Consider the following 25,814-nt stretch of genomic DNA (forward strand, 5'->3'; position numbering starts at 1 on the left):
AACACACAAAAAAAAGCCCAGCTAGGGCTGCTGAGCAAAAAACTATGTTTGGGAGAAACATCGAAATCTTTAATGTGATTATAATTTATACTATGACGGCTATAACTCAAGGGAAGCAGGGTATAGAGAAAGCGTTGCAGGTATATTTTTTAATACGTAAAATAATTAATATTAACTTACAGTTGGGCTAACCAAACTTCATGAAACTATCTGATTTCCATTTTGATTTACCTGAGCGGCTAATCGCTCGATACCCTACAGAACAAAGAACCGCCAGTAAATTACTGTGTTTAGATGGTAAGAATGGAGGTTTAAAACACACTCATTTTTCTACTTTCATCGATTTTATAGATGAAGGTGATTTACTTATTTTTAATAATACCCGAGTGATCCCCGCGCGTTTGTTAGGGAAAAAGTCAACCGGCGGAAAAGTAGAAGTGTTGGTTGAGCGAATTATCGATGAAAATACGGTTTTAGCCCATGTTAAATCTAGTAAGTCACCAAAACCGGGAGCGCTTCTAATATTAGAAGAACATATTCAAATGGAAATGGTGACTCGTCATGAGCAATTATTCGAATTAAACGTTGTAAATGATGAACCTGTGCTCAGTTTACTGGAAAAGTTTGGGCATATGCCGCTTCCACCTTATATCGATCGACCCGATGAAGATTCAGATAAAGAACGTTATCAGACCGTTTACTCTGAAAAACCTGGTGCCGTTGCTGCGCCTACGGCAGGCCTGCACTTTGATGAAGCAACTATCGAGGCGCTAAAACAAAAAGGTGTAAATACTGCTTTTGTTACGCTGCACGTAGGGGCGGGTACCTTTCAACCAGTGCGCGTCGATAATATTCAAGATCATCATATGCATTCTGAATATGCAGAAGTCGCTCAAGATGTTGTCGATGCAATTAACGAAACTAAATCAAAAGGCAAACGTGTTATTGCCGTGGGAACTACATCTGTTCGTTCATTGGAGTCTGCCGCTGCTGCAACCATTAAAAAAGGTAAACCATTAACAGCCTTTTTTGAAGATACCGATATCTTTATTTATCCCGGTTATCAATTCGAAATAGTGGATGCCATGTTGACCAACTTCCATTTACCAGAGTCAACCTTAATTATGTTGATTAGTGCTTTTGCTGGTAGAGAAAACGTGATGAATGCTTATCAGCAAGCAATTACTAACGAATATCGGTTTTTTAGTTACGGTGATGCTATGTTTATCGAAAAATCTTAGCTGTTACTGTTGAAATTTGAGATATAAATCCTTCCTTTTCGCTTATTAATGTAACTTTCAAGCTGAAATCTCCCTTAGATGATTTCAGCTTGCTCATTATTCCTTTATAATCCCCGCTGTTTTTCAGCACTGGACTGTTTTCCGGTATGCAGAAATTTTAAAAGGTTAAAAATGAAATTTGAATTAGATACAACCGATGGTAAAGCTCGCCGCGGTAGATTAGTGTTTGACCGAGGCATTGTTGAAACGCCTGCATTTATGCCCGTGGGCACCTATGGCACGGTTAAAGGCATGACACCGGAAGAGCTAGAAGAAACCGGTGCACATATTTGTCTAGGTAATACCTTTCATTTGATGTTACGTCCTGGTACTGAAATCATGAAGCAACATGGTGATTTACATGACTTTATGCATTGGGATAAGCCGATTCTGACTGACAGTGGCGGCTTTCAAGTATTTAGTTTGGGAGATTTACGTAAAATCACTGAAGAAGGTGTGACTTTTAGATCACCAATTAATGGCGAGAAAATTCTCCTTACTCCTGAAAAATCCATGGAAGTACAACGGGATTTGGGTTCCGATATCGTTATGATTTTTGACGAATGTACCCCTTATCCAGCCACTGAACCTGAAGCTCGACGTTCAATGGAATTGTCCTTACGCTGGGCTAAACGCAGCAAACAGGCCCATGAAGGTAACCCGTCGGCATTATTCGGTATTATTCAAGGCGGTATGTACGAAGGTCTGCGGGATCAATCTTTGAAAGGTCTTGAAGATATCGGTTTCGATGGTTATGCCATCGGCGGATTATCTGTTGGCGAGCCGAAAGAGGATATGATTCGTGTTTTGGATCATACCGCAGATAAAATACCTGCTGAAAAGCCACGTTATTTAATGGGTGTAGGGCGACCAGAAGACATTGTTGAAGCCGTACGACGTGGAATTGACATGTTCGATTGTGTTATGCCTACACGTAACGCGCGCAATGGTCATTTATTTGTTACCGATGGTGTCATTAAGATACGTAACGCGAAACATAAAACAGATACAGGGCCTTTAGATGAGAAATGTGACTGTTATACTTGTAAAAATTATTCACGGTCATATTTACATCACTTGGACAAATGTAATGAGATACTCGGTGCAAGATTAAACACCATTCATAACTTGCGTTACTATCAAAGAGTTATGCAAGGTTTACGTGATGCCATTGCTGAACAAAAACTTGATCAGTTTGTTGAACAATTTTACGCACAAAAAGACATGCCGGTACCGGCTTTATAACTAAAAATATATGAGGAATTTATGAGTTTTTTTATTTCTAATGCTTATGCACAAGACGCTGGCGCACAAGGCGGTGGCTTTGAAATGCTTATTTTATTGGGTGTTTTCGGATTAATCTTCTATTTCATGCTGTATCGTCCACAGGCGAAACGGGTTAAAGAACATAAAAACCTAGTTGCCTCTATTGGTAAAGGTGACGAAGTCCTTACTCAAGGCGGTATGGTTGGCAAAGTTTCAAAAGTTTCTGAAGAAAAGGACTTTATTGAGATTTCGTTAAATGACAGTACAAATATCGTGATTCAAAAAGGCGCAGTTACAGCTGTGCTACCTAAAGGTACAATGAAATCAATCTAACTAAATTGAAAACGGCAAACGGTAGTTTGCCTTTTTCGTTTAAGTAGGAAAGGAATAGCAAGTGTTAAATAAAACTCCCCTGTGGAAGTACATTTTAGTGTTGATGGTCGTTGCCGTTTGCGCGTTATACGCTTCCCCTAATCTTTATGGTGAAGATTATGCAGTGCAAATATCTGCTGGTCGTGATGCAGTTCTAGATTTGTCTTTGGTAGATAAAGTCAATCAAGACTTAGCCGATGCAGGTATCGAAAAAAAGTCGATTGTACTTGAAAATGAGCAAATATTGGTTCGTCTTTACGATGACAGTGCACAAAGATTAGCTAATGAAACCCTCGCCGAATCACTAGGCAAAGACTACACAGTAGCGATGAATTTAGCCCCTGATACTCCTGATTGGTTGGACAGCTTAGGCGGTACACCAATGAAATTAGGTCTAGATTTACGTGGTGGTGTTCACTTTTTGATGGAAGTGGATATGAACTCTGTAATCACCAAGTCATTGACAGACATGGAAGGGGATTTTAAAACCTCTTTACGTGAAGAGAAGATTCGTTATTCACGAGTGAGTATTGTCGATGAATCTGTTCATGTGCGTTTTCGTGATCAAGAAACATTAGAAAAAGCCGAATTTTTCCTCAGAAATCGCAATCGTGATATTACTGTTGTTGATCAAGGTGATTTGATTTTAGTGGCCAAAATGTCAGAGCAGAAACTGTCTGAGATTCGGGATTATGCAGTAAAACAAAATATCACCATAATGCGCAACAGGGTAAACCAACTTGGTGTTGCTGAACCGGTTATTCAGCGTCAAGGTGCAGATCGCATTGTTGTTCAATTACCCGGTATTCAAGATACGGCTCGGGCAAAAGAAATATTAAATGCCACAGCTACCCTAGAATTTAAAATGCTAGATCAAGAGCATGACATTCGTGATGCTTTAAATGGTCGTATTCCTCCAGGTTCTGAAATTGTAGAAGACCAACAAGGTGTTCCACAATTACTACTTAAAAAAGTGATGTTAGAAGGTAGCCATATCATTGATGCGAATGCTGGTGTCGATGAATACGGTATGCCAAAAGTATCCATTTCTTTAGATTCTGCTGGTGGCAGTAAAATGTCTTTGGCGACTAAAGGTAATATTGGTAAGCCAATGGCAACCGTATTTATTGAATATCAAGCAACTGGCGAGAAAAATGAGAAAGGCAAACTAATATTTGTTCCTGAGAGAGAAGTCGTCAGTGTTGCTACTATTCGCGCTCAATTAGGCAGTCGCTTTGAAATTACCGGCCTAGACTCACCCAAAGAAGCTCGTGACTTGTCATTGCTTTTACGGGCGGGGGCTTTGATAGCACCTATTTCCATCGTCGAAGAACGCACGGTAGGTCCAAGTTTAGGACAAGAAAATATCAATCTTGGCATGCAAGCCATCCTTTGGGGCTTTAGTTTAGTACTGTCATTCATGCTGTTTTACTACCGCGCGTTTGGTTTGGTTGCAAACGTTGCACTAGCAGCGAACTTAGTGATGATTGTTGGTGTGATGTCAATGATACCTGGGGCAACTTTGACTCTACCAGGAATGGCTGGAATTGTATTAACAGTTGGTATGGCTGTAGATGCTAATGTCTTGATCTTTGAAAGGATACGGGAAGAAATGCGCGAGGGCAGAAGTCCTCAACAAGCCATTCATCATGGTTATGACAGCGCATTTTCAACTATCTTGGATGCGAATATAACCACCTTCATTGCTGCTATCATCTTATTCGCAGTAGGTACTGGTCCAATTAAAGGCTTCTCTATCACGTTAATGATAGGTATAGCTACTTCGATGTTTACAGCCATTATTCTAACCCGTGTGATAGTGAACGGTGTTTGGGGTGGTAGACGTCTTCAGAAATTGTCGATTTAGGAGCGGGACATGCGATTTTTTAAATTAAAAGAAAGTATTGATTTTATGTCAATGCGCATTCCCGCCATGATTATATCGGGAATACTCATTATTGGTTCATTGGTATCTTTAGGGGTTAATCAGCTTAATTGGGGATTAGATTTCACCGGCGGTACATTGATTGAAGTAGGCTACGATAAACCTGCAGAATTAAACCAAATTCGACAGCAACTCGAAGCTGCAGATTTTGGTGACGCCATTGTGCAAAACTTTGGTAGTAGTGAAGATGTGTTGATCCGTCTAGCTCCTCGTGAAGGTGTAAAAGCTGAAGAAGTGGGCGATCAGGTTCTTAGCACTTTACGTGCAGGCGGTGATAACGTTGACATGCGCCGGATTGAGTTTGTTGGGCCAAATGTGGGGGAAGAACTGACAGAGCAGGGCGGTCTTGCAATGTTAGTCGCGTTGATCTGTATTCTGATTTACGTGGCTATGCGATTTGAGTGGCGATTTGCATTGGGTTCAGTTATCGCTTTGGCCCACGATGTCATTTTAACCTTGGGTTTATTCTCGGTATTGCAGCTTGAATTTGACCTAACGGTTATGGCTGCGGTATTGGCGGTTATCGGTTATTCATTGAATGATACTATTGTTGTTTCGGATCGTATCCGTGAAAACTTCCGTAAAATTCGTAAAGGTGAGCCGATCGATATCATTAATACATCTTTGACGCAGACCCTTAACCGCACAATTATTACTTCATTAACCACTATTTTAGTATTAATGGCGTTATTTTATAAAGGTGGGGCATTGATACATGGTTTTGCAACGGCGTTATTGTTTGGTGTGATAATCGGTACTTATTCTTCAATTTATGTGGCAAGTCTGGTGGCATTAATGCTGGGAATAAGTCGCGAAGATTTAATGCCTACAGTAGTAGAAAAAGAAGGTGCGGATCTAGACCCTCTTCCTTAGTCTTTTCTGTTTCGAAAGCCGGGTTTATCCCGGCTTTTTTATGCCTCAAATTTAGCTGCCAGCGTCGCGATTATTTCCATACATGTAAAGGTAAGGTATTCAGCCTTTAAACGACAGATGAAGGGGGAACATCTACTCAGTTACATGGCTGAACGCGGCTGGGGGTATATGAGGTTTAATAAACTCAAGCCATTAAAAAAGGAAGCTAAGCGCTTCCTTTTCACATAGATAAAAGACCAAACTATAACAATCTTTTAGTCAATACAGCGGCAACTATTTCAAATGTCTTACCAATGACTGAACAACACGAGGGTTACCCGCGACTATTTCGCCTTTATCAAGGGGATCGTTTCCGCCTTTATAATCGGTAACTAATCCACCAGATTCACGCACTAAGAGTTCACCCGCGGCAACATCCCAAGGTTTGATACCACGCTCCCAGTAACCATCGTAACGGCCGGCAGCAACATACGCTAAATCCAATGCGGCAGAACCACAACGGCGCACATCACCACACTGTTTAAAAATATTTGAAAAACGCTGAATGGCATCGTCTGAAGTTTCTTTCGTTTTAAAAGGGAAAGCCGTCGCTAGCACAGTATTGTTTAAGTCTTTTGCTTTTCCGGTACGAATTCTGAAACCATTTAATTGTGCTCCGGCCCCTTTACTTGCAGTAAAAAGTTCACCGCGAATTGGATCAAATACCACTGCCTGATCGATTCGGCCTTTGTGCATGAGTGCTATTGAAACGGCAAAGTGAGGAATGCCTTTGATAAAATTAGTAGTACCGTCGAGTGGGTCAATGATCCATTTAAATTCGTCACTGCCTTCAACTATGCCGCCTTCTTCACCTAGAAATGAGTGTTCTGGGAAAGATTGCTGAATTTTTTCAATAATGACTTTTTCGGCTTCTTTGTCGATTTTGGTGACAAAGTCGTTCTCACCTTTTTTTTCTAACAACAAATCATTACGATTTTCAAAACCACGAGTTATCACATTTCCAGCAGCGCGAGCAGCGCGCACCGCAATATTCAGCATAGGATGCATAAGTTACCACCAATTTTTAAAAGAACGGACGAGCAGTCTTGAACAATTATCACTTTCAAAACCGCACAAAATTTCGCCGCGCAGTCTACCAGTTTTACCTGCAGATGCAATCAAATTCTAGTATTAGTGTCGGCTAGGCCTTTAACAAATCTTCGATTTTGTCGGAATTTACCTTGTGATAAGCCGGCATCTGTTGGTTATCAAAAATCTGTTGCTGGCTAAAGTTATGTCGAATCATCACTTCGTCGGTGACATCGATCAAATCACCTACGCCAATAATATTCCAAAGTTGTTCTTCGAGTATTTTGGCACGATGTATTGCGTAAATACCTACGTAACTAATTTCTGCTTGCAATCGTTCAATATCAGGCCGTCCTGCTCTGGCTAAAAATACTTTAACCGCTATAAATTGGCCCGATTCGCGTGCTTGATTAATGAAGTTTTTGCGTTCTTTATCACCATGAAACTGATCTGAAAAACGGCTCTTAATTGCCTCATTGATGAATTCACGGCTTGGGTCGAAGGCAACAAATATTTCTCGCATTACAGGTTTGTTATTTGTTTTGATCTTTTTCAAGGTGTACTGAATAAAGTCGAGTTCAACGCCGTAAGTTGAATATAAAAAATGCATATTGTATTGGCCGCTTTCAGCATCAAAAGCCAATAGATTATTTAACCGACTATTCGGATTGCTAGTAACTATCGCATCAGGTAGAAAATCAATCCCTTCTTTACGGATAAAAAAGGCGGTATTGAGCACATTCTTAGCAAACAGATTGCGCAATGCTGAGCCCATCCCTGGAATTTCCTCTTCTTCACTATGGGCCTTTAATTTGCCTCGGTTATTGCGTATCAGCTCGTCAAAAAAGCGTTGTGCCGTCTTGTTAACCGAATCTACTACAGCTTGTAAATGCAGTACGTTTCGATCGTATGAAATGCCTTTCACTTTGTATGGTAAGTTGGCAAGGTTAAATTTTTTGGTGACATTTTGTAGTAGCGGGAAACTGAGTTTCACGAGATCGTTTTCTTCGCCATGGAAAAAGTCATTCAACTCAACGCGCATTCCTCGTGTAGACACATCTTCACTGCTTCCTTCGATGGTCATGTCACCAAAATTTAATTGCACTTTTGTGCGCAGTTGATAGCGAGTTTCTTTGCGTTGGTTATGGTATTTAAATCGAAACATTTGCACCGCTGGTGGCAGTTTGTTTCGAGGATGCCCAAACACTTTAAGCTGTGATATTTCGCCACGGCGAATGGGGATTTTTTCGTAATTTTGGGTGCCCACTTCATCGGTTATATCTGTTAATAGGGCGATATGTCTGACATTTTTAAGGCGCGACATTAATCTTGGTGCCGGTGGATGATTTTGACGCTTCACAGCACTGCTGACAGTGTCGGGCAAAGACAGTGGCATGTGTACCTGATTTAAATCTAGGTTTGTAATTTGTAATTTGAAAACCCGCCAACTGGCTTTTCTGCCGCCATAACCAATGAAAACCTTCATTAAATCAGGACGCTCAAACAATTCTTCTTGGGTGGCTGAATAAAAGTAAACTTTGTCATCTTTAACGTGATTAAAAGAATACACAATGGTTTCCTGAAAGTGCTCAGGCAAGGTTAACAGCCGTGCAATACGTTGATGTCCTAAAACATAACCTAAACGCAGCTCAAATAACTCATCGCTCCAGTAATATAATGGGTCTTTATTACTGTCATTAATTAATGCGTATTTGGGAACATAGATATTGTTTATTTTTTCGATATAAATCGGCACAGAGGTGACATTGGGAATGAAATACTGCTCGTAGGTTTTTAAATGTATCGCCGTGAGCGTGTTGTCCATATTTACTTTATAGCGACGTTTATTGCCATGGATAAACTTTTCAAAAAAATCTTTAAAGGAGTGGGGAGCATGCTCATCATTCTTCTGTAATGAAATACGTTGTTCGCGCTGACTGTTTTCTACATCGACTATGTTGTAACCAACCCCAACCTTCCGATCAATAGTGTATTCGCCTTCCAAGCCTCTGAATTGGACTGTTATACGTTCGCCAACTTTGAACAGATGTTCGTTGGCTACTTTCACTTTTAAACCACTCACTGAAACGTCAATGGTAGTCGCTTGGATGCTCTTATTCAACTCGGTAAACAACTCAATATTCACCGCAAAATTCATCCGCTCTTCACTGCGTTTTGCATATTCACCAAAGCGCAGAACTTCAGCATGGTGGGGTTTTCGTTCTTCTACTACGACCCCTTCTTTCTCAGCTTCTTCTCTTTGCTTTTGATAAATAACTCGATAACTGTTTTCGGTATTTTTGACCGCCTCATAAACGCCCATGGTATACTCACCAAAAAGCCGTACCTGCTTTTCGAACACATCAATGGCAGTATCATCTAGAAAGTGGGTTTTATCTTGATAGGTAAATTCTCGACAGTCACCGGCCACTTGTCCTCTGAGATCGATAAGCCGCAGGCAGGGGCGGGATAGGCGCTTTAATTCCATTTTAATTAAAAAACGTTTTTGTTTGGGGATGCCTGAAGCCACCTGCGATAGAACCTGATTAAATTCAGGTTCATTTATCATTGGTTTTAACTGTTCTATAATGTCGTGGTACTTTTCTAAATCTTGACTCATGCCAATCAAATGTTCGCTATGGTTAAGGCGTCGTTATGATATTCTTTTATCGGCAACGAATAAATAACCTTTGATCCCAACTTACCGGTTTAGTTGATTTACTCAACTAGCCCTAATTTAATGTAGTTCAACAACTTATGGCTAAACGTAAAATTGCTTTTGTATGTACCGATTGTGGAGCAGAGTTCCCTCGCTGGCAAGGACAATGTAACGATTGTCAGGCATGGAACACTATTTCTGAAGTGGTTCTCAGTTCTGACAAACATTCACCAGAACGAAATTTAAAAGGTTATGCAGGGCAAACTCATGCCAAGGTCGAAACCTTAGATAAAATAGACTTACAAGCGCTGCCGCGCTTTAGTGCTGGTTTTAAAGAGCTAGACCGAGTACTCGGAGGCGGTGTTGTGCCTGGTGCAGCAATGCTTATTGGTGGTTCTCCTGGAGCGGGTAAAAGTACCTTATTATTGCAAGTAATGTGTCACTTGGCTCAAGGACGGAATACGCTTTATGTGACCGGCGAAGAATCGTTGCAACAAGTTGCGATGCGCGCTCAACGTTTAGGATTACCTACTTCGAAATTAAAAGTGCTAGCCGAAACCAATGTCGAAACGATTTGTGAATTAGCATTAGTACATAAACCAGACATCATGGTGATTGACTCTATACAGGTTATGCATGTGAGTGATATTCAATCTGCACCGGGCAGTGTTTCTCAGGTGCGCGAAAGTGCAGCTTTTCTCACACGTTTTGCTAAACAACATCACATTGCCATGTTTTTAGTGGGGCATGTAACCAAAGAAGGCAATTTGGCAGGCCCTAAGGTATTGGAACACTGCATTGACTGTTCAATGATGCTCGAAGGCGAAAGTGATAGCCGATACCGAACATTACGAGGTAATAAAAATCGTTTTGGCGCAGTAAATGAGTTGGGTGTGTTCGCGATGACAGATAAGGGATTGAAAGAAGTAAGCAATCCATCTGCCATCTTCTTGAGTCGCGAAGAGCAACAATCACCAGGCAGCATTGTAATGGTGGTTTGGGAAGGAACCCGTCCTTTGTTGGTGGAGATTCAGGCGTTGGTCGATTATTCTCAAATGGCAAATCCTAAACGTATCGCGGTGGGCACTGAAGCTAATCGTTTGGCTATGTTACTTGCGGTTTTACATCGACACGGCAACGTGCAAATGAATGATCAAGATGTGTTTGTCAATGTCGTCGGAGGGGTGCGTATAGCCGAAACCAGTGTCGATTTAGCCCTGTTGTTGGCAATGATATCCAGTTTTAGGAATCATACTCTATCGCGAGAGCTTATTGCGTTTGGTGAGGTAGGGTTAGCGGGCGAAATACGTCCGGTACCAAATGGAACTGAACGTATTCAAGAGGCTGCCAAACATGGCTTTAAGCGAGCAATCGTACCTAAAGGAAACAAACCTAAACAGGTGATTCCGGGCATTGAAGTCGTAGCGGTTTCGCGATTATCTGAAGCATTAGAGGCGTTATAGTGGAGTCTATGCAGGCCTACTCAATAATGAATTGATCACGGCCTGCATCTTTCGCTGCATATAATTTTTGATCTGCTTTTTGGATAAGTTCATTCGGGGTTAGATCCTGAGGAGAAAGACAGATACCGCCTGCACTGATTGTTATCCGACTAAAACTCGATAGCTTATGTGGTAAATTCAAGTTTCGAACAGCGTTAAGCATGCTATCGGCAATATATTGTACGCCGCTCAAATCAGTATGAGGCAGCACTATCGCAAATTCCTCGCCTCCGTATCTGGCTAGACAGTCTGTGGGACGTTTTAAAACTTTACCCAATGCATCTGCTACTGCCCGTAAACAATAATCTCCCTTGATATGACCGTAAGTGTCGTTATAAAGCTTAAAATTATCGATATCGATTAGGATTAATCCAATATGATGTTTCATTCGCGTGCACAGCTTCATCTGATTGCCCAAAAAGCCATCAAAATAGTGTCGATTTTGCACCTCTGTTAATCCATCGACAGTAGCCAATCGCGTAAGTTTATCCGCCATTAATTTAGCGGCTAAATGTGAATTGACTCTATGCCGCAGTGTGGTCACAGAAAAAGGTTTGGTTATAAAGTCGGTGCATCCTGCTTCCCAGCATTCATCTTCTGCTTCTGGCGAGTTGTGGGAGCTAACAAAAATGATCGGGATCTCTTGCGTGCTTTCGCTTTCTTTTAGCTTTCTACACGCAGTCAAACCGTCCATAACGGGCATGTTGATATCCATCAATATGATGTCAGGTAGCCTATGGCTGCAAAAGTCTAAAGCTTCTTGCCCAGAGGCTGCATGATGGGTTATAAAATTATCTGAAAGCGCTTTAGCTGCAATTAATGCACTAATTGGTTCATCTTCCACTATCAGAATCAAAACTTTCTCTTTTTCAAATAATTTGTCAACTACTTTGAAGATAACTCAAACTCCTGTCTTAAGCTTTTCAACAAAACACTTATATAAAGTTCGTTTTTGAGCTGGGTATGTTAAGTACCAAGAGTGTACATAAAATTTATACTAATGTTTATTATACTTAGGATTAAGAAACCAAAGAAGTTATGTCTCTTTGCAGCAGTGAAGCATCACCTAAATTTAGTTCAACTAACCTGCGTAAATCTGAAATGCTGTCTATGTCCATACATTTAATATGAAAGCCTAAACAATGATTTGCACAATGCACGATTTCACCAAACATTTTAATTACTTGGTTAGTTCCTTCGATCTCTATATTGAGTTCAAATTCTTGCTCTAGGTCAGCCTCAAATTCATCGGGATATCCAATAAGTGCGCCATTTAAAGAAATATCAATAATGCTAGTTTGCCAATGACGATTTTGTTGGAACAAAATGGCTGGCGCTGAAAAATCAACGCGGTTAAATTGACGTTTTTCCATAGTAAGTCCCAAAGTTGCCATCAATGGCCATAGTTAAGCATAAAAAGCGTGTGAATGCGCCCAAGATTTTACCCGGACACATCATTCACACACTGATATTCGCGCGTCTAACTGACTATTTACTGATTTTCTTGTATTTAAGTCTGTGGGGTTCTACCACATCTTCTCCAAGGGTTTCTTTTAACCAAGCTTCGTAATCGGTGTAATTACCTTCATAGAAGTTGATTTTTCCCTCATCACGGTAATCCATAATGTGAGTGGCCACTCTGTCTAGAAACCAACGGTCATGGGAAATAACCATAGCACAACCAGGGAATTCCAAAATTGCATTTTCCAAGGCTCTCAAGGTTTCAACATCTAGGTCGTTGGTTGGTTCATCTAACAGAAGTACGTTGCCACCTGCTTTAAGCAATTTCGCTAAATGAACTCGATTACGTTCACCACCAGAGAGATCTTTAATAAATTTCTGTTGGTCAGTACCTTTAAAGTTAAAACGACTACAATATGCTCGACTGTTTAGTTCGAAATTACCAATTCGGATAATATCCGAGTCATCGGATATCTCTTTGTAAACGGTGTTTTTCTCGTTCATATGATCGCGAAACTGTTCGACACTTGCCAGTTGCACTGTATCGCCTAAAACGATTTCTCCCGAATCCGGCTGCTCTTGTCCGGTGAGCATACGAAACAGGGTTGATTTACCTGCACCGTTAGGGCCAATAATGCCGACAATCGCGCCTTTTGGCATGCTAAAAGATAAATTATCGATTAACAGTCGATCTCCATAAGACTTAGATAACCCCGTAACTTCAATAACTTTGTCGCCTAGCCGCTCACCGGGCGGAATAAACAACTCATTGGTTTCATTACGCTTCTGGTAATCACCAGTGGTCAATTCGTCAAACCTAGCCATTCTTGCTTTGCTTTTGGCTTGACGGCCTTTGGGGTTTGAACGAACCCACTCTAATTCTTGTTTAATGGATTTTTGACGGGCGCTTTCTGTGCGCTCTTCTTGGGCAAGACGCTGGTCTTTTTGTTCAAGCCAAGAGGAGTAATTACCTTCCCACGGAATACCTTCGCCGCGGTCAAGTTCTAATATCCAACCTGCGACATTATCAAGGAAGTAGCGGTCATGGGTAATCGCCACTACTGTGCCTTCATAGTCGTGTAAGAAACGCTCGAGCCAAGCGACTGATTCAGCATCCAAGTGGTTAGTAGGCTCATCAAGAAGCAGCATGTCAGGCTTTTCTAATAATAACCGACACAGAGCCACTCGTCGTCTTTCACCACCAGACAATTTACTTACATCTGCATCCCAAGGTGGTAGACGAAGTGCATCTGCAGCTCGTTCTAAAGAATTCTCCAGATTATGGCCGTCTTTGGCTTGAATTATTGCTTCTAATTGGCCTTGTTCTTTTGCCAAGGCATCGAAGTCTGCGTTTTCTTCTGCATATTCAGCGTAGACTTCATCTAAGCGTTTAATAGCGTGGGCAACGTCTGCAACGGCTTCTTCAATATTACCGCGCACATCTTTACTTTCATCTAATTGGGGTTCTTGGGGGAGGTAGCCAATTTTTAGCTCTGGAGAAGGCCTAGCTTCCCCTTCTATATCTTTGTCAATTCCAGCCATAATGCGCAGTAATGTTGATTTACCTGCGCCGTTTAAACCTAAAACGCCAATTTTAGCGCCCGGGAAAAAACTCAATGAAATGTTTTTAAGTATGTGTCTATTGGGTGGGACAATCTTGCCCACTCTGTGCATGCTATATACGTATTGTGCCATAGTACCGATTTAATAAAGGGTAAAACATTAGTGTAATCCAGACCGAGCCACAGTCCAATGCTGATGTGATATTTTTTGCCACAGATTACGGTATTTGCTGATAAGTACTAGTTAGTTGAATCGTTTTCGTGTTTAAAACTATCGCTTTGCCCCTTGTATTTTTATTTACCTTCTGCAGAATAAATTTAACGGAAATGAAATTAGGAATAGTTATGTTGAATTGGGGTCTTATTGGACCAGGGGTCATAGCCCATCAATTTGCTACGGCACTAGCAAGTTCGGTTCAAGGAATATTATATGCTGTGGCAAGTCGAAATATTGATCGTGCCAAAGCGTTTGCAGAGCAATATCGCGCGCCTGTGACATTTGATGATTATCACGCTTTAATTGCCGATCCAAACGTTGATGTGGTCTACATTGCCACTCCACATTCCCATCATTTTCCGTTAGCCAAAGCGTGCCTAATGGCTGGGAAACACGTGTTGATGGAGAAACCGCTTACGGTAAATGCCCAGCAAACTAAGCAATTGATAAGTCTTTCTCAACAACATCAATGTGTATTTCAAGAGGCTATGTGGAGCCGCTTCATGCCGTGCTTTGAACAGGTTAAAGAGTGGATAGAACAACAACAAATTGGTGAGGTTGAATATATTACTTCGCAAATTGGTTTTGCTTTTTCAGACCTAGAAAATCACCGTATATCCGATCCTGCGTTGGCTGGCGGAGCCTTATTGGACCTGGGAATTTACAGTGTTAGTTTGAGTCAGTATTTGTTAGCCGAAAATCCATCTGAGATACAGGCAACAGCCAAAATAAACAAAGATGGAATTGATCACAATACAGCGGTGAATTTAACTTATCCGTCCGGCGTCATTAGTCAATTTACCTGTACCATGGCTGCCCAATGCTCCAATGTTATGAGCATTCATGGAAAAGATGGTTACATTTCTTTGCCGGCATATTTTTGGAACGGACGGCAAGCGCAATTATTCAAAAATGAAAAATTGCAACAAACCTTGGATTTCCCTCATCCAGTTAATGGCTTTGAATATCAAATCGAATCAACCATGGAGTCAATATTACTGGGGCGTTCTTGCGATTCTAGAATGAACCATGCAGACAGTCTCAGTGTGATGCTCACCTTAGATGCGATTCGCCAACAAATAAATCTAAGGTTTCCAGAATTTATCGAGTCTGTTGATTAAATATTCAGCCGTATTTGGGCAACAGTTTAGATTCTCGTAAATAATCACAATAGCCCTCTCTAACAGGTATAAATTATACTTAAGGGTTTGGATCATTTTTCAGTAAAAGTATGTACAAAACGATCAAAATGACTAGAATAAGCGCTCATTTTTTATCCCTGCGAAGGTGAAATTATGCGTTATCACCTGAACGTTGTGCCGAGTTGTTGAGGAGACACCATGCTGAAACGTAACATGAATATTGCTGACTTTGACCCCGAGTTATACGATGCGATCGTAAAAGAAACTCAACGCCAAGAGCATCACATCGAGCTTATTGCCTCGGAAAATTATTGTAGTCCGCGAGTTTTGGAAGCCCAAGGTTCTCAACTTACCAACAAATACGCAGAAGGATACCCTCACAAGCGTTACTACGGTGGATGTGAGTATGTTGATATCGCAGAAGATTTAGCGATTGAGCGAGCCAAACAGCTATTTGGTGCTGAGTATGCCAATGTACAACCGCATTCAGGATCGCAAGCAAACTCTGCTGTCTTTATGGCGTTACTTGACGCTGGGGATACCGTTCTAGGAATGAGTCTAGCTCATGGTGGACACCTTACTCACGGTGCACATGTTAGCTTTTCAGGCAAAACCTATAATGCTGTTCAGTATGGTCTAAATGAAGCGACTGGCGAAATTGATATGCAGCAAGTGGAAGATTTAGCACTTGAGCATAAACCGAAAATGATTATTGGTGGCTTCTCTGCATATTCAGGTATTGTTGATTGGCAGAAGTTCCGTGAGATTGCCGATAAAGTGGGTGCTTTCTTGTTGGTTGATATGGCGCATGTTGCTGGTTTGGTGGCTGCTGGGATTTATCCTAATCCATTACCCCATGCACATGTCGTAACCACTACTACCCATAAAACGTTAGCTGGTCCTCGTGGTGGATTGATTCTATCTGCTTGTGGTGACGAAACTATTTACAAAAAATTGAATAGTTCTGTATTTCCGGGTAATCAAGGTGGTCCTTTGTGTCACGTGATTGCAGCAAAAGCAGTTGCCTTTAAAGAAGCCCTAGAACCAGAATTTAAAGAATATCAAAAGCAAGTTGTCGTAAATGCCAAAGCTATGGTTAGCGTAATGCAAGAGCGTGGCTATAAAATTGTTTCGGATGGAACAGATAACCATCTGTTTTTGTTGGATTTAATTGATAAAGATATTACTGGTAAAGATGCCGATGCTGCATTGGGTAGTGCCAATATCACAGTCAACAAAAATTCGGTACCAAATGATCCTCGCTCTCCTTTTGTAACCAGTGGCTTGCGTATTGGCTCTCCAGCAATTACCCGTCGCGGGTTTGGCGAACAGGAAGCTAAACAAGTGGCAAATTGGATTAGTGATGTGCTTGATGATATTGAAAGTGCGGAAACTATTGCTAGAGTTAAAAAAGAAGTGATTGAATTATGTGAGAAATTCCCCGTTTACGGTTAATTTCTAACACTCTGCTACATATAGCCGCTGTTTATCAGCGGCTTTTTTTGTCTTAGAATCATCGAATATTGGCTTACTAGCTACTTTGCCTTTGCCCTTAAGTTGCTGATAATAAAACTCACTTTTGTTAGAGGAGTAATATATGTCATCAGTAGTATCACGAATACCTGCCGCGTCAGCTGACATCGCAAAGGCCCATTTTGCACACTTATTAAGTTTAGAAACGGATTGTTGGGATACACATTTTGCCATCAGCAATAACCGTCAAGATTTTGTGTTGTTGGATGTGCGAAGTTTAGTGCTTTTCAAACAAGGCCATTTACCCAACGCGATAAACTTACCCCACAAAAACATCAACTCTGAGACAATCCAAACTTACCCTAATGAAACCTTATTTGTGGTGTATTGTGCTGGCCCTCATTGCAATGGCGCTGACAAGGCCGCTCTTAAATTAGCTGAATTGGGGCGACCAGTGAAAAAACTCATTGGTGGGGTAACTGGTTGGTTAGACGAAGGATTTGAATTAGTCACTGAAGAGTAAATCACTGGCCAAAGACTAATTGGCACTTGGTTTTAATTGGTAGTGCACCTTAAACCCTCTGCCATTGTTACCTGATACATTTACTAACAGGGTGTTTTCCGTACGTAAATATTCTATTTGCTTTGGAAAATCGTGATTTGGATTTTCAAAGGTAACGGTATTTGCTGTGCAGTTTTTCGCTCTAAAGGCCACTGGTAAGCTATTGTGGCCAACTTTTGCTAAATAAAATATCTCTGTTTGCATTTGTACTAAACGCATACTTTCTTGTTGCTGGAGTTTTCCTGATGCATCTCGGCTGCTGCCTGTTCCTGTTAAGGTGTCGTCGCTTATTTTCAACCAACTTTCTTGGGTATTGCCATCAGGCGTCGTTTGCCAGTTCCCCACAAGCCATTGCAGTTGGGTTAGGGAAACACATTTCGAATCAGCAGCCTCTACGTGCGCATTAAATATAATTATCACTATTGATAATAGATAAATTAGACGTTGCATATATCACCTTTTGACTTTTTTATGCTAGTTTAGCGAGCATCTGTAGATAGTGAAAAGAAAATAAGTCTATGTTTTGTCCTTTCTGCTCTGAACAAGAAACTAAAGTTATCGATTCCCGATTGGTTGCCGAAGGTCATCAGGTGCGCCGCAGACGAGAGTGCACCGCTTGTCATGAGCGCTTTACTACCTTTGAAATTGCAGAGTTAGTGATGCCTAGAGTGGTTAAGCGCGACGGTTCAAGAGAGCCGTTTAATGAAGATAAATTGCGCGCTGGTTTATTGCGAGCATTAGAGAAACGCCCCGTAAGCACTGAAAAAGTGGAACATTGTATTAGTCAGTTGAAGTCATCTTTGCGCGCAACAGGAGAGCGGGAAATTAGCAGCGAATTCTTGGGCAGCTTGATCATGGATGCGCTCAAAGAGCTAGATAAAGTCGCCTACGTGCGTTTTGCATCGGTTTACCGTTCATTCGAAGATATTCGTGAGTTTGGTGAAGAAATTGCCAAATTAGGTGAAAAGCCTTAATTTTTTTATCCGCTTAGCGAAATTGGTACAAAATGTCTGCCTATAATTTTTCAAATTTAGACCATCATTTGATGAGCATCGCTCTAAAGTTGGCCAGCAAAGGTCAATTTACTACGACACCAAATCCCAATGTCGGCTGTGTTATTGCGAATCAAAATGGGGATGTACTAGGTCAAGGATGGCACCATAAAGCAGGCACTCCTCATGCTGAAGTACATGCTCTTAAACAAGCAGGTGACAAAGCACTAGGCGCGACCGCTTATGTTACTTTAGAGCCTTGTAGTCATTTTGGCAAAACTCCTCCTTGCGCTGATGCGTTAATTTACGCCGGTGTGAAACGTGTGGTTGCTGCTATGGTTGATCCCAACCCGAAGGTCGCGGGAAGTGGATTAAAACGTTTATCTGAACAAGGTATCGATGTCTCCCATGGTCTAATGACAGAGCAGGCTGAACTATTAAATCGCGGTTTTATAAAACGGATGAAATATAATCGTCCGTGGCTCACAGTGAAACTAGCCGCAAGCCTTGATGGTAAAACAGCATTAGCGAATGGTCATAGTCAATGGATTACAGGGGCGGCGGCGCGCTCTGATGTGCAAGAACATCGAGCTAGGAGCTGCGCCATATTGTCTGGTTCCGGAACGGTTTTAGCCGATAATCCAAGTCTAAATGTAAGATATAACGAATTAAGTCATGCCAAAACGTGGATAACTGAATCTGAACTTCGGCAACCCCTGCGAATTATTTTAGATGGTAAAAACCAACTTACTGATAATTTAAAAATGTTTGATCTTGATGGTCGAAATCTAATTATAAATCGCAAACATAACCCTTCAATAAGAGCCAGCGTAGAACAAGTCCAAATAAATAGCCTAGGCAATAAACTTGATTTACAGGCCATGTTACAAATTTTGTCTGAAAGACAATTAAATGAAGTTTGGGTAGAGGCTGGTGGCCGGCTTGCAGGGGCGTTAGTTCAACAAGACTTAGTTGATGAGTTGATTTTATATCAAGCGCCCAAACTATTGGGGGATAAAGGTCAAAATTTGTTTGTGATGGATGAACTGACACAAATGAATCAAGCTAAAATGTTACGATGGTCCACTGTTCGTATGGTCGGTAATGATTTGAAAATGGTCGCACATTTTAAATAACTGACTCAATTGAAATTTTTGCAAATATCGGATGACAAAATGTTTACTGGAATAATAGAAGATGTAGGTCATATCGCAAAATTGCAACCCAAGGGTGATGATATTCGCCTTACCGTTGCAGTGAATAAGTTAGATATGTCAGACGTGGCATTAGGTGACAGTATCGCCACCAATGGTGTGTGTTTAACCGTTGTGGATTTTTCAGATAAACATTACAGCGTTGATGTCTCTCCTGAAACCATCAAACGTTCTGGTTTTGCTAACTACACTGTGGGCGACAAAGTAAACCTTGAGAAAGCCATGCAGGCAAGCTCTCGCTTTGGCGGCCATATTGTCAGTGGTCATGTGGATGGTGTGGGAAAAATCGTGGCCATTAATCCGATTGACCGTTGGTTAGAAATCTGGATTCAAGCACCCGATGAATTAGCTAAATACATATCTGAAAAAGGCTCCATTACAATTGATGGTGTTAGCTTAACTGTCAATGATGTGGATGGAGCTAAGTTTATGCTCACGTTAATTCCACATACCTTACAAGAAACAATTATCGGTAATTACCAAGTTGGAAGTTTAGTTAATCTAGAAGTGGACTTGATTGCTCGCTATCTGGAGCGTTTGATATTAGGTGATAAAGCCGCACACAGTCAGAATAAATCAGGCATAGATCTGCAATTTTTGGCTGAAAACGGCTATTTGAAGTAAACCAAATTTAATCTATTAAAATACACAAAATACAGAGTACCCTACACAATGGCATTACATAGCATCGAAGAAATAATCGAAGACATCAAACAGGGCAAAATGGTGATTCTGATGGATGATGAAGATCGTGAAAATGAAGGCGATCTGATTATGGCCGCAGAATATGCGACTCCTGAGGCTATCAATTTTATGGTCACCCATGCTCGAGGCTTGGTGTGTTTGCCAATGACAGCAGAACGCTGTCAGCATTTGAATTTACCATTAATGGTCGATAACAATAGTGCCCAATTTTCTACTAATTTCACCGTTTCAATTGAAGCCGCTAAGGGAGTTACTACTGGGATTTCTGCGGCGGATCGAGCGCAAACTATTTTGGCTGCCGTCAACAAAAATGCAAAAGCAGAAGATATTGTTCAGCCTGGCCATATTTTTCCGTTAATTGCCAAAGAGGGTGGTGTACTCAATAGAGCGGGCCACACTGAAGCAGGAGTAGACTTAGCAAGATTAGCTGGTGCAGAACCTGCTTCGGTTATCGTCGAAATCTTAAATGAAGATGGCACTATGGCACGAAGACCTGAACTAGAATTATTTGCTGAAAAGCATAATTTGAAAATGGGTACCATTGCCGATTTAATCGAATATAGAAACCTCAATGAAACGACCATAGAACAAGTCGCTAGTTGCAAATTGCCCACTCGCTACGGCGAGTTTGATTTACATACCTTTAAAGATGTCATTGATGACCAAGTGCATTTTGCTTTATGTAAAGGCAAAATCGACAGTGACAATCCTACCTTGGTTAGAGTGCACTTACATAATACGTTTAACGATTTATTTGCATCTGAACGCTCTGCCCAGCGCAGCATGGGGTTGCACGAGGCGATGCAAAAAATCGCCGATGAAGGAGGCGTTTTGGTGCTATTGGGTAAGCAAGAAGATCTGATTGCGCAGGTAAAACAATTTGAAGCCGAAGATCAAGGCAGAAGTGCGGCTGCAGCTAAATATCAAGGCACTTCACGAACCGTTGGAGTGGGAAGTCAAATTCTCGCTACCCTAGGGGTGCGTAAGATGCGTTTGCTAAGCAAACCTAAGAAATATCACGCCTTATCGGGTTTTGGTCTAGAAGTTGTAGATTACGTATATTAATCCATTTGGGTTTCCATGGCGTTGTGCTATAATCCGCGCCGTTTTTCTTACAGGGCTTCACAAACATGAATATCATTGAAGGTAATGTTCGCGCAACCGGCAAAAAGTTTGCGCTGGTTGTATCTCGGTTTAACAGTTTTGTTGTTGAGAGCTTAGTTGACGGGGCATTAGACACTCTAGAACGTGTGGGTGAAGTGAGTGATCAAGACATTACTTTGGTTCGAGTTCCCGGTGCTTATGAGCTTCCCATCGTAGCTAAAAAATTAGCTGAGCAAAAAAAATACGATGCTATTATTGCCTTAGGTGCTGTTATCCGTGGCGGTACCCCCCATTTTGATTTTGTTGCTGGCGAATGTAATAAAGGTCTAGCACAGGTTTCATTGGAATACGGCATACCGGTTTCTTTCGGTGTAATCACTACTGACAGCATTGAACAAGCAATCGAACGTTCAGGCACCAAAGCAGGTAACAAGGGCGCTGATGCGGCCATGGGTGCACTGGAAATGGTAAATGTCATCGCGCAAATTGAAGAGGCATAATCCGTGAAGCCATCTGCACGTAGAAAAGCAAGAGAGCTTGCGGTACAAGCCGTTTACTCTTGGCAAATGAGCAAAAACCCAGTGGAGCAAATCGAACTGGGAATTGCCACAAGCACAAATATGGAAAAAGTCGATATGGCTTATTTCCAAGAATTGTTGCGAAATGTTGTCAAAGATAGTGAAAACCTTGATAAAACGATCAAACCATACCTTGGGCGTTTACCAGAAGAACTTGATGTGGTGGAAAAAGCTATTCTGCGCATTGCAACCTATGAACTTACCGCACGTATTGATGTCCCTTACAAGGTAGTGATAAACGAAGCTATCGAATTGGCGAAATCTTTCGGTGCGGACGAAAGCCATAAGTTTGTAAACGGTGTGCTTGATAAAGCAATTAAAACCCTCAGAAAACACGAATTATCTTCAAAAGAGTAACGTGAAAGAATTTGATATTATTGATCGCTTTTTTAAACAAGAGCGAGAGTCGCGTAAAGACGTAATTCAGGGCATTGGGGATGATTGTGCAATCACTCGTGTGCCTGAAGGCCTTAACCTTGCCATCACCACTGATACATTAATTAGTGGCGTGCACTTTCCCGTGGATACGCCACCTGAAGCGATTGCGCATAAAGCATTGGCGGTTAATTTAAGTGATCTGGCGGCTATGGGGGCGGAACCAGCTTGGTTTAGTTTGTCCCTATCTCTCCCTAATATAGACGAAGCTTGGTTAGAGGCTTTTTCACAATCCCTATTTGAAGTATCTAAATATTACTCAATACAATTAATTGGCGGTGATACTGTACAAGGTCCATTGGCAATTACCATTACAGCTCAAGGCTTTGTTCCGAATGAACATGCGTTAATGCGCAGCACTGCTAAACCTGGCGACTTAGTATATGTTACTGGCACCATAGGTGATGCAGGAGCCGGACTAGATATTAAATTGGGCAAACTCGATAGTTCTGAACTTGCTGCTAATTACCTTTTAAACCGACTGAATTATCCTGCACCAAGATTGCTGGCTGGAACGGCGTTACGACGCACGGCAAGCTCTTGTATTGATATATCTGACGGCCTAGTGCAAGACCTGCAACATATTCTTAATGCATCTGAATGTGGTGCTAAAATCCACGTGAAAAATCTTCCCTTATCAGTGGCCCTCAAAGAAACGGTCGATTTAGAGCAAGCAATCCAATATGCACTCAGTTCAGGTGATGACTATGAGCTTTTGTTTACTGTTAATGAAGAACAAAAGGGCAATTTAGAAACTGCTTTGGCTAACGCAAATATTAATGCAACTTGCATTGGTCAACTTACCGGCGTAAAACGAAAGCTTGAATTGGTTTTTGATGATGAGCCTTATGAGCAACAGGGTGCATGTTTTGAGCACTTTAGCGTTTGAACGCTGAACAACGAAGCCGAGTTACGCTGAGTAACCCAGCACATTTTTTGGCTTTAGGAGCAGGGTCAGGCCTTGCCTCTAAAATGCCTGGAACATTTGGTACCCTTGCTGCTGTACCACTTGTTTGCTTGCTGCTAGAAACCGTCTCCTTGAATGTTTATCTATTTCTATGTCTGATAGCCAGTGTTGCCGGTATCTGGATTTGCGGCAAAACTGCCGATGATATGGGTGTACACGATGATTCATCTATCGTTTGGGATGAAGTGGCAGGCATGATGATTACTATGATTGCGGTGCCTTTGAGCTGGCAGACTATGCTGGTGGGGTTTGTATTGTTCCGTGTTTTCGATATTCTCAAACCATGGCCAATAAGCTACTTAGATAAACATGTTCACGGTGGTTTTGGTATTATGGCCGACGATGTGTTGGCGGGAATCGCTGCTTTTGCTAGTCTACATTTGTTACTGCACTTCGGGGTTCTATAGCTCGTTACTTTTAACGTCTTGTTCTTCCACTATTTCCAGCTTCTATAAATTTATCTGAATCTTTGCCGCCACTGTCACTTAGCTTATAAGACCCTAGCAATATCAAATGACTGGCTAATTAAATAGCCAGTTAAAAGTCAGTGATTAGTCTAAAAATTCTCTTACTTTGGCAACAATACCAGCACCGTCTAACTGCAACTCTTTATACATCTCTTGTTGCGTTCCTTGCATGATGAACTCATCAGGTAAGCCTATTTGCAGTAACTTGCTCGTGTACTTTTGACTGAGTAAATATTCTGCCACTGCACTGCCTGCACCACCCGTAATTGCGCCATCTTCAAGGCTTACAAATAGCTCAAAATCCTTGGCTAATGAATCGATTATGTTGCTATCCAAAGGTTTTACAAAGCGCATATCTACCATAGTCGCTCCTAATTCTTCCGCCGCTTCAATAGCATAGGGCAGCAAGGTACCGAAATTCAAAATAGCTACTTTATTACCATGTCTGAGCGTCCGCGATTGACCAATTTTAATTTCGCTCATGGTTTTTTCAATTTTAGCACCAACCCCAGTACCTCGCGGATAACGTACCGCCGCGGGTTGATTTAGTTTGTGGCCGGTGTACAGCATTTGACGGCACTCGTTCTCGTCAGAAGGGGCCATAATAATTAAGTTCGGAATACAGCGCATAAAGGGGATATCAAAAGCGCCCTGATGGGTTGGACCATCGGCACCGACCAAACCAGCGCGGTCTACGGCAAAAAGCACCGGAAGGTTTTGCAATGCTACGTCATGAATTAACTGATCATAAGCTCGTTGTAAGAATGTTGAATAAATTGCTACAACTGGATTGAGACCTTCTTTGGCTAAACCTGCTGCGAAGGTCACTGAATGTTGTTCGGCAATGGCCACATCAAAGTACTGTTCTGGAAATTCTTGAGAGAATTTGACCATACCCGAGCCTTCACGCATTGCCGGAGTGATGGCCATCAATTTTGAGTCCAAAGCGGCCATATCACATAACCATTCGCCAAATACGTTTGAAAAAGTAGGACCACTGGGAGCTGATTTTGGTAAGCCATTGTCTGCAGGGTTGAACTTAGGCACGGCATGAAATTTAATCGGATCTTTTTCCGCTAACTCAAATCCTTTGCCTTTTTTGGTTACCACATGAAGAATTTGTGGGCCTTTAATATTTCGCATGTTACGTAAGGTTTCAACAACCCCTTTCACATCGTGGCCGTCGATAGGACCGATATAATTAAATCCAAGCTCTTCAAATATGGTGCCTGGAACCACCATACCTTTTATATGTTCTTCTGCTCGACTGGCAAATTCTTTTATAGGCGGTACATTGCTTAATAATTTTTTGCCGCCATCGCGAATCGAATTGAAGAAGTTTCCCGTTAACAGGCGCGCTAAATGACTATTGAGTGCGCCAACATTTTCTGAAATCGACATTTCGTTATCGTTCAGAATAACCAACACATCTTTATTGATGTCTCCGCCATGGTTTAGAGCTTCAAAGGCCATACCTGCGGTCATAGCGCCATCACCAATTACCGCGACTACCTTACGATCTTTACCTTCTTTTTCAGCAGCCACAGCCATGCCCAGGGCTGCGCTTATTGACGTTGAAGAGTGACCTACAGCAAAGGTATCGTATTCGCTTTCTAACGGCCAAGGAAACGGATGTAGGCCATCTTTTTGACGAATGGTCGTCATTAGTTCTCGACGACCTGTCAGAATTTTATGGGGATAAGCCTGATGACCCACATCCCAGATGAGGCGATCAAAAGGTGTGTTATAAACATAATGAAGTGCGACCGTTAGCTCAACAGTGCCTAGTCCAGAAGCGAAATGCCCACTACTTTTACTGACGCACGACAAAAGGTATTGACGCAATTCATCTGCACACTGTCTTAATTGTTCTTGTGGAAGTTTACGCAAATCTTCAGGCGTATTGGCCTTTGCCAAGATAGGATAGTGAGCTAAATCAAGTGTCATGTTTTGCCTAGTATTATTTATGT

General features: G+C 41.6%; 25 protein-coding genes. 18 read left to right on the plus strand and 7 right to left on the minus strand.

The window, feature by feature from the left end:
- The 6 genes from ABWV72_RS14350 to secF form a co-directional block, all read left to right on the plus strand.
- Window positions 1-191: hypothetical protein (locus ABWV72_RS14350; protein WP_353371365.1), on the plus strand; the 191-nt coding region annotated here is incomplete at its 5' end.
- Between the two features lie 9 nt (window positions 192-200).
- A complete protein-coding gene (gene queA, locus ABWV72_RS14355; RefSeq protein ID WP_353371367.1) occupies window positions 201-1,241 on the plus strand; it encodes a tRNA preQ1(34) S-adenosylmethionine ribosyltransferase-isomerase QueA in 1,041 nt (346 codons plus the stop codon).
- Between the two features lie 171 nt (window positions 1,242-1,412).
- Window positions 1,413-2,525, plus strand: coding sequence for a tRNA guanosine(34) transglycosylase Tgt (tgt, locus tag ABWV72_RS14360; RefSeq protein ID WP_216050023.1), 1,113 nt, complete (start codon window positions 1,413-1,415; stop codon window positions 2,523-2,525).
- A 21-nt stretch (window positions 2,526-2,546) separates the two neighbouring features.
- Entirely contained in the window at window positions 2,547-2,879 is a 333-nt protein-coding gene (gene yajC, locus ABWV72_RS14365; RefSeq protein ID WP_216050024.1) for a preprotein translocase subunit YajC, read from the plus strand.
- A 61-nt stretch (window positions 2,880-2,940) separates the two neighbouring features.
- Window positions 2,941-4,785, plus strand: a complete 1,845-nt coding sequence (gene secD / locus ABWV72_RS14370) for a protein translocase subunit SecD (protein ID WP_216050025.1) — start codon at window positions 2,941-2,943, stop codon at window positions 4,783-4,785.
- A 9-nt stretch (window positions 4,786-4,794) separates the two neighbouring features.
- Window positions 4,795-5,736, plus strand: coding sequence for a protein translocase subunit SecF (gene secF, locus ABWV72_RS14375; RefSeq protein WP_216050026.1), 942 nt, complete (start codon window positions 4,795-4,797; stop codon window positions 5,734-5,736).
- A 273-nt stretch (window positions 5,737-6,009) separates the two neighbouring features.
- On the opposite strand, the gene suhB is transcribed toward secF, so the two are convergent.
- Both suhB and ABWV72_RS14385 read right to left on the minus strand, forming a co-directional pair.
- Window positions 6,010-6,783 carry an inositol-1-monophosphatase gene (suhB, locus tag ABWV72_RS14380; RefSeq protein ID WP_353371371.1) on the minus strand — a complete coding sequence of 258 codons (774 nt, stop codon included), beginning with the start codon at window positions 6,781-6,783 and terminating at the stop codon, window positions 6,010-6,012.
- A 133-nt stretch (window positions 6,784-6,916) separates the two neighbouring features.
- Window positions 6,917-9,424 carry a PilZ domain-containing protein gene (locus tag ABWV72_RS14385; RefSeq protein WP_353371373.1) on the minus strand — a complete coding sequence of 836 codons (2,508 nt, stop codon included), beginning with the start codon at window positions 9,422-9,424 and terminating at the stop codon, window positions 6,917-6,919.
- Between the two features lie 137 nt (window positions 9,425-9,561).
- Here ABWV72_RS14385 and radA point away from each other — a divergent pair, with 137 nt between their 5' ends.
- Window positions 9,562-10,926 (plus strand): DNA repair protein RadA, encoded by a 1,365-nt coding sequence (gene radA, locus ABWV72_RS14390; RefSeq protein WP_353371375.1) that lies wholly within the window; start codon window positions 9,562-9,564, stop codon window positions 10,924-10,926.
- 16 nt (window positions 10,927-10,942) lie between these two features.
- On the opposite strand, the gene ABWV72_RS14395 is transcribed toward radA, so the two are convergent.
- From ABWV72_RS14395 to ettA, 3 genes are all read right to left on the minus strand, one after another.
- Window positions 10,943-11,821, minus strand: a complete 879-nt coding sequence (locus tag ABWV72_RS14395; RefSeq protein WP_353371377.1) for a GGDEF domain-containing response regulator — start codon at window positions 11,819-11,821, stop codon at window positions 10,943-10,945.
- Between the two features lie 163 nt (window positions 11,822-11,984).
- Entirely contained in the window at window positions 11,985-12,338 is a 354-nt protein-coding gene (locus ABWV72_RS14400) for a PilZ domain-containing protein (protein WP_216050031.1), read from the minus strand.
- A gap of 115 nt (window positions 12,339-12,453) precedes the next feature.
- Window positions 12,454-14,121: an energy-dependent translational throttle protein EttA gene (ettA, locus tag ABWV72_RS14405; protein WP_216050032.1), complete on the minus strand. Its 1,668-nt coding sequence runs from the start codon at window positions 14,119-14,121 to the stop codon at window positions 12,454-12,456.
- Window positions 14,122-14,333: 212 nt separating this feature from the next.
- Here ettA and ABWV72_RS14410 point away from each other — a divergent pair, with 212 nt between their 5' ends.
- From ABWV72_RS14410 to ABWV72_RS14420, 3 genes are all read left to right on the plus strand, one after another.
- Window positions 14,334-15,326, plus strand: a complete 993-nt coding sequence (locus ABWV72_RS14410) for a Gfo/Idh/MocA family protein (RefSeq protein ID WP_353371380.1) — start codon at window positions 14,334-14,336, stop codon at window positions 15,324-15,326.
- 219 nt (window positions 15,327-15,545) lie between these two features.
- Window positions 15,546-16,802, plus strand: coding sequence for a serine hydroxymethyltransferase (gene glyA / locus ABWV72_RS14415; protein WP_216050034.1), 1,257 nt, complete (start codon window positions 15,546-15,548; stop codon window positions 16,800-16,802).
- 142 nt (window positions 16,803-16,944) lie between these two features.
- Window positions 16,945-17,343, plus strand: coding sequence for a rhodanese-like domain-containing protein (locus ABWV72_RS14420; protein ID WP_303499513.1), 399 nt, complete (start codon window positions 16,945-16,947; stop codon window positions 17,341-17,343).
- 15 nt (window positions 17,344-17,358) lie between these two features.
- Here ABWV72_RS14420 and ABWV72_RS14425 read toward each other — a convergent pair whose 3' ends face one another.
- Window positions 17,359-17,832: a DUF6265 family protein gene (locus tag ABWV72_RS14425; protein WP_303499512.1), complete on the minus strand. Its 474-nt coding sequence runs from the start codon at window positions 17,830-17,832 to the stop codon at window positions 17,359-17,361.
- Between the two features lie 68 nt (window positions 17,833-17,900).
- Between ABWV72_RS14425 and nrdR the strand changes: the two genes are divergently transcribed.
- The 8 genes from nrdR to ABWV72_RS14465 all read left to right on the plus strand — a co-directional run bounded on the left by nrdR (window position 17,901) and on the right by ABWV72_RS14465 (window position 23,784).
- Complete coding sequence (gene nrdR, locus ABWV72_RS14430; RefSeq protein WP_216050037.1) at window positions 17,901-18,356, plus strand: transcriptional regulator NrdR; 456 nt, start codon at window positions 17,901-17,903, stop codon at window positions 18,354-18,356.
- A 32-nt stretch (window positions 18,357-18,388) separates the two neighbouring features.
- A complete protein-coding gene (ribD, locus tag ABWV72_RS14435) occupies window positions 18,389-19,510 on the plus strand; it encodes a bifunctional diaminohydroxyphosphoribosylaminopyrimidine deaminase/5-amino-6-(5-phosphoribosylamino)uracil reductase RibD (RefSeq protein ID WP_353371383.1) in 1,122 nt (373 codons plus the stop codon).
- Between the two features lie 39 nt (window positions 19,511-19,549).
- Entirely contained in the window at window positions 19,550-20,212 is a 663-nt protein-coding gene (locus ABWV72_RS14440; protein WP_216050039.1) for a riboflavin synthase, read from the plus strand.
- A 48-nt stretch (window positions 20,213-20,260) separates the two neighbouring features.
- Window positions 20,261-21,358, plus strand: a complete 1,098-nt coding sequence (gene ribBA, locus ABWV72_RS14445) for a bifunctional 3,4-dihydroxy-2-butanone-4-phosphate synthase/GTP cyclohydrolase II (RefSeq protein WP_303499510.1) — start codon at window positions 20,261-20,263, stop codon at window positions 21,356-21,358.
- A gap of 65 nt (window positions 21,359-21,423) precedes the next feature.
- Complete coding sequence (gene ribH / locus ABWV72_RS14450; protein ID WP_008845708.1) at window positions 21,424-21,897, plus strand: 6,7-dimethyl-8-ribityllumazine synthase; 474 nt, start codon at window positions 21,424-21,426, stop codon at window positions 21,895-21,897.
- A 3-nt stretch (window positions 21,898-21,900) separates the two neighbouring features.
- On the plus strand, window positions 21,901-22,332 hold the full coding sequence (gene nusB, locus ABWV72_RS14455; RefSeq protein WP_216050041.1) for a transcription antitermination factor NusB: 432 nt from the start codon (window positions 21,901-21,903) through the stop codon (window positions 22,330-22,332).
- A 1-nt stretch (window position 22,333) separates the two neighbouring features.
- Window positions 22,334-23,299, plus strand: coding sequence for a thiamine-phosphate kinase (gene thiL / locus ABWV72_RS14460; protein WP_216050042.1), 966 nt, complete (start codon window positions 22,334-22,336; stop codon window positions 23,297-23,299).
- Window positions 23,296-23,784, plus strand: coding sequence for a phosphatidylglycerophosphatase A family protein (locus ABWV72_RS14465; protein WP_303499506.1), 489 nt, complete (start codon window positions 23,296-23,298; stop codon window positions 23,782-23,784). The genes thiL and ABWV72_RS14465 overlap by 4 nt, the downstream gene beginning before the upstream one ends.
- A gap of 144 nt (window positions 23,785-23,928) precedes the next feature.
- Here the strand turns inward: ABWV72_RS14465 and dxs are convergent, their stop codons facing one another.
- A complete protein-coding gene (gene dxs / locus ABWV72_RS14470) occupies window positions 23,929-25,791 on the minus strand; it encodes a 1-deoxy-D-xylulose-5-phosphate synthase (RefSeq protein ID WP_342807278.1) in 1,863 nt (620 codons plus the stop codon).
- Window positions 25,792-25,814 lie beyond the last annotated feature (23 nt).

It is taken from the genome of Aliiglaciecola sp. NS0011-25 (assembly GCF_040370605.1).
Classification (GTDB): domain Bacteria; phylum Pseudomonadota; class Gammaproteobacteria; order Enterobacterales; family Alteromonadaceae; genus Aliiglaciecola; species Aliiglaciecola lipolytica_A.

Bases quoted from the DNA above. Each gene is read 5' to 3' on its own strand.
- queA (WP_353371367.1), top strand. From the start codon at position 201: ATGAAACTATCTGATTTCCATTTTGATTTACCTGAGCGGCTAATCGCT.
- tgt (WP_216050023.1), top strand. From the start codon at position 1,413: ATGAAATTTGAATTAGATACAACCGATGGTAAAGCTCGCCGCGGTAGA.
- yajC (WP_216050024.1), top strand. From the start codon at position 2,547: ATGAGTTTTTTTATTTCTAATGCTTATGCACAAGACGCTGGCGCACAA.
- secF (WP_216050026.1), top strand. From the start codon at position 4,795: ATGCGATTTTTTAAATTAAAAGAAAGTATTGATTTTATGTCAATGCGC.
- suhB (WP_353371371.1), bottom strand. From the start codon at position 6,783: ATGCATCCTATGCTGAATATTGCGGTGCGCGCTGCTCGCGCTGCTGGA.
- ABWV72_RS14385 (WP_353371373.1), bottom strand. From the start codon at position 9,424: ATGAGTCAAGATTTAGAAAAGTACCACGACATTATAGAACAGTTAAAA.
- radA (WP_353371375.1), top strand. From the start codon at position 9,562: ATGGCTAAACGTAAAATTGCTTTTGTATGTACCGATTGTGGAGCAGAG.
- ABWV72_RS14400 (WP_216050031.1), bottom strand. From the start codon at position 12,338: ATGGAAAAACGTCAATTTAACCGCGTTGATTTTTCAGCGCCAGCCATT.
- ettA (WP_216050032.1), bottom strand. From the start codon at position 14,121: ATGGCACAATACGTATATAGCATGCACAGAGTGGGCAAGATTGTCCCA.
- ABWV72_RS14410 (WP_353371380.1), top strand. From the start codon at position 14,334: ATGTTGAATTGGGGTCTTATTGGACCAGGGGTCATAGCCCATCAATTT.
- glyA (WP_216050034.1), top strand. From the start codon at position 15,546: ATGCTGAAACGTAACATGAATATTGCTGACTTTGACCCCGAGTTATAC.
- ABWV72_RS14420 (WP_303499513.1), top strand. From the start codon at position 16,945: ATGTCATCAGTAGTATCACGAATACCTGCCGCGTCAGCTGACATCGCA.
- ABWV72_RS14425 (WP_303499512.1), bottom strand. From the start codon at position 17,832: ATGCAACGTCTAATTTATCTATTATCAATAGTGATAATTATATTTAAT.
- nrdR (WP_216050037.1), top strand. From the start codon at position 17,901: ATGTTTTGTCCTTTCTGCTCTGAACAAGAAACTAAAGTTATCGATTCC.
- ribD (WP_353371383.1), top strand. From the start codon at position 18,389: ATGTCTGCCTATAATTTTTCAAATTTAGACCATCATTTGATGAGCATC.
- ABWV72_RS14440 (WP_216050039.1), top strand. From the start codon at position 19,550: ATGTTTACTGGAATAATAGAAGATGTAGGTCATATCGCAAAATTGCAA.
- ribBA (WP_303499510.1), top strand. From the start codon at position 20,261: ATGGCATTACATAGCATCGAAGAAATAATCGAAGACATCAAACAGGGC.
- ribH (WP_008845708.1), top strand. From the start codon at position 21,424: ATGAATATCATTGAAGGTAATGTTCGCGCAACCGGCAAAAAGTTTGCG.
- dxs (WP_342807278.1), bottom strand. From the start codon at position 25,791: ATGACACTTGATTTAGCTCACTATCCTATCTTGGCAAAGGCCAATACG.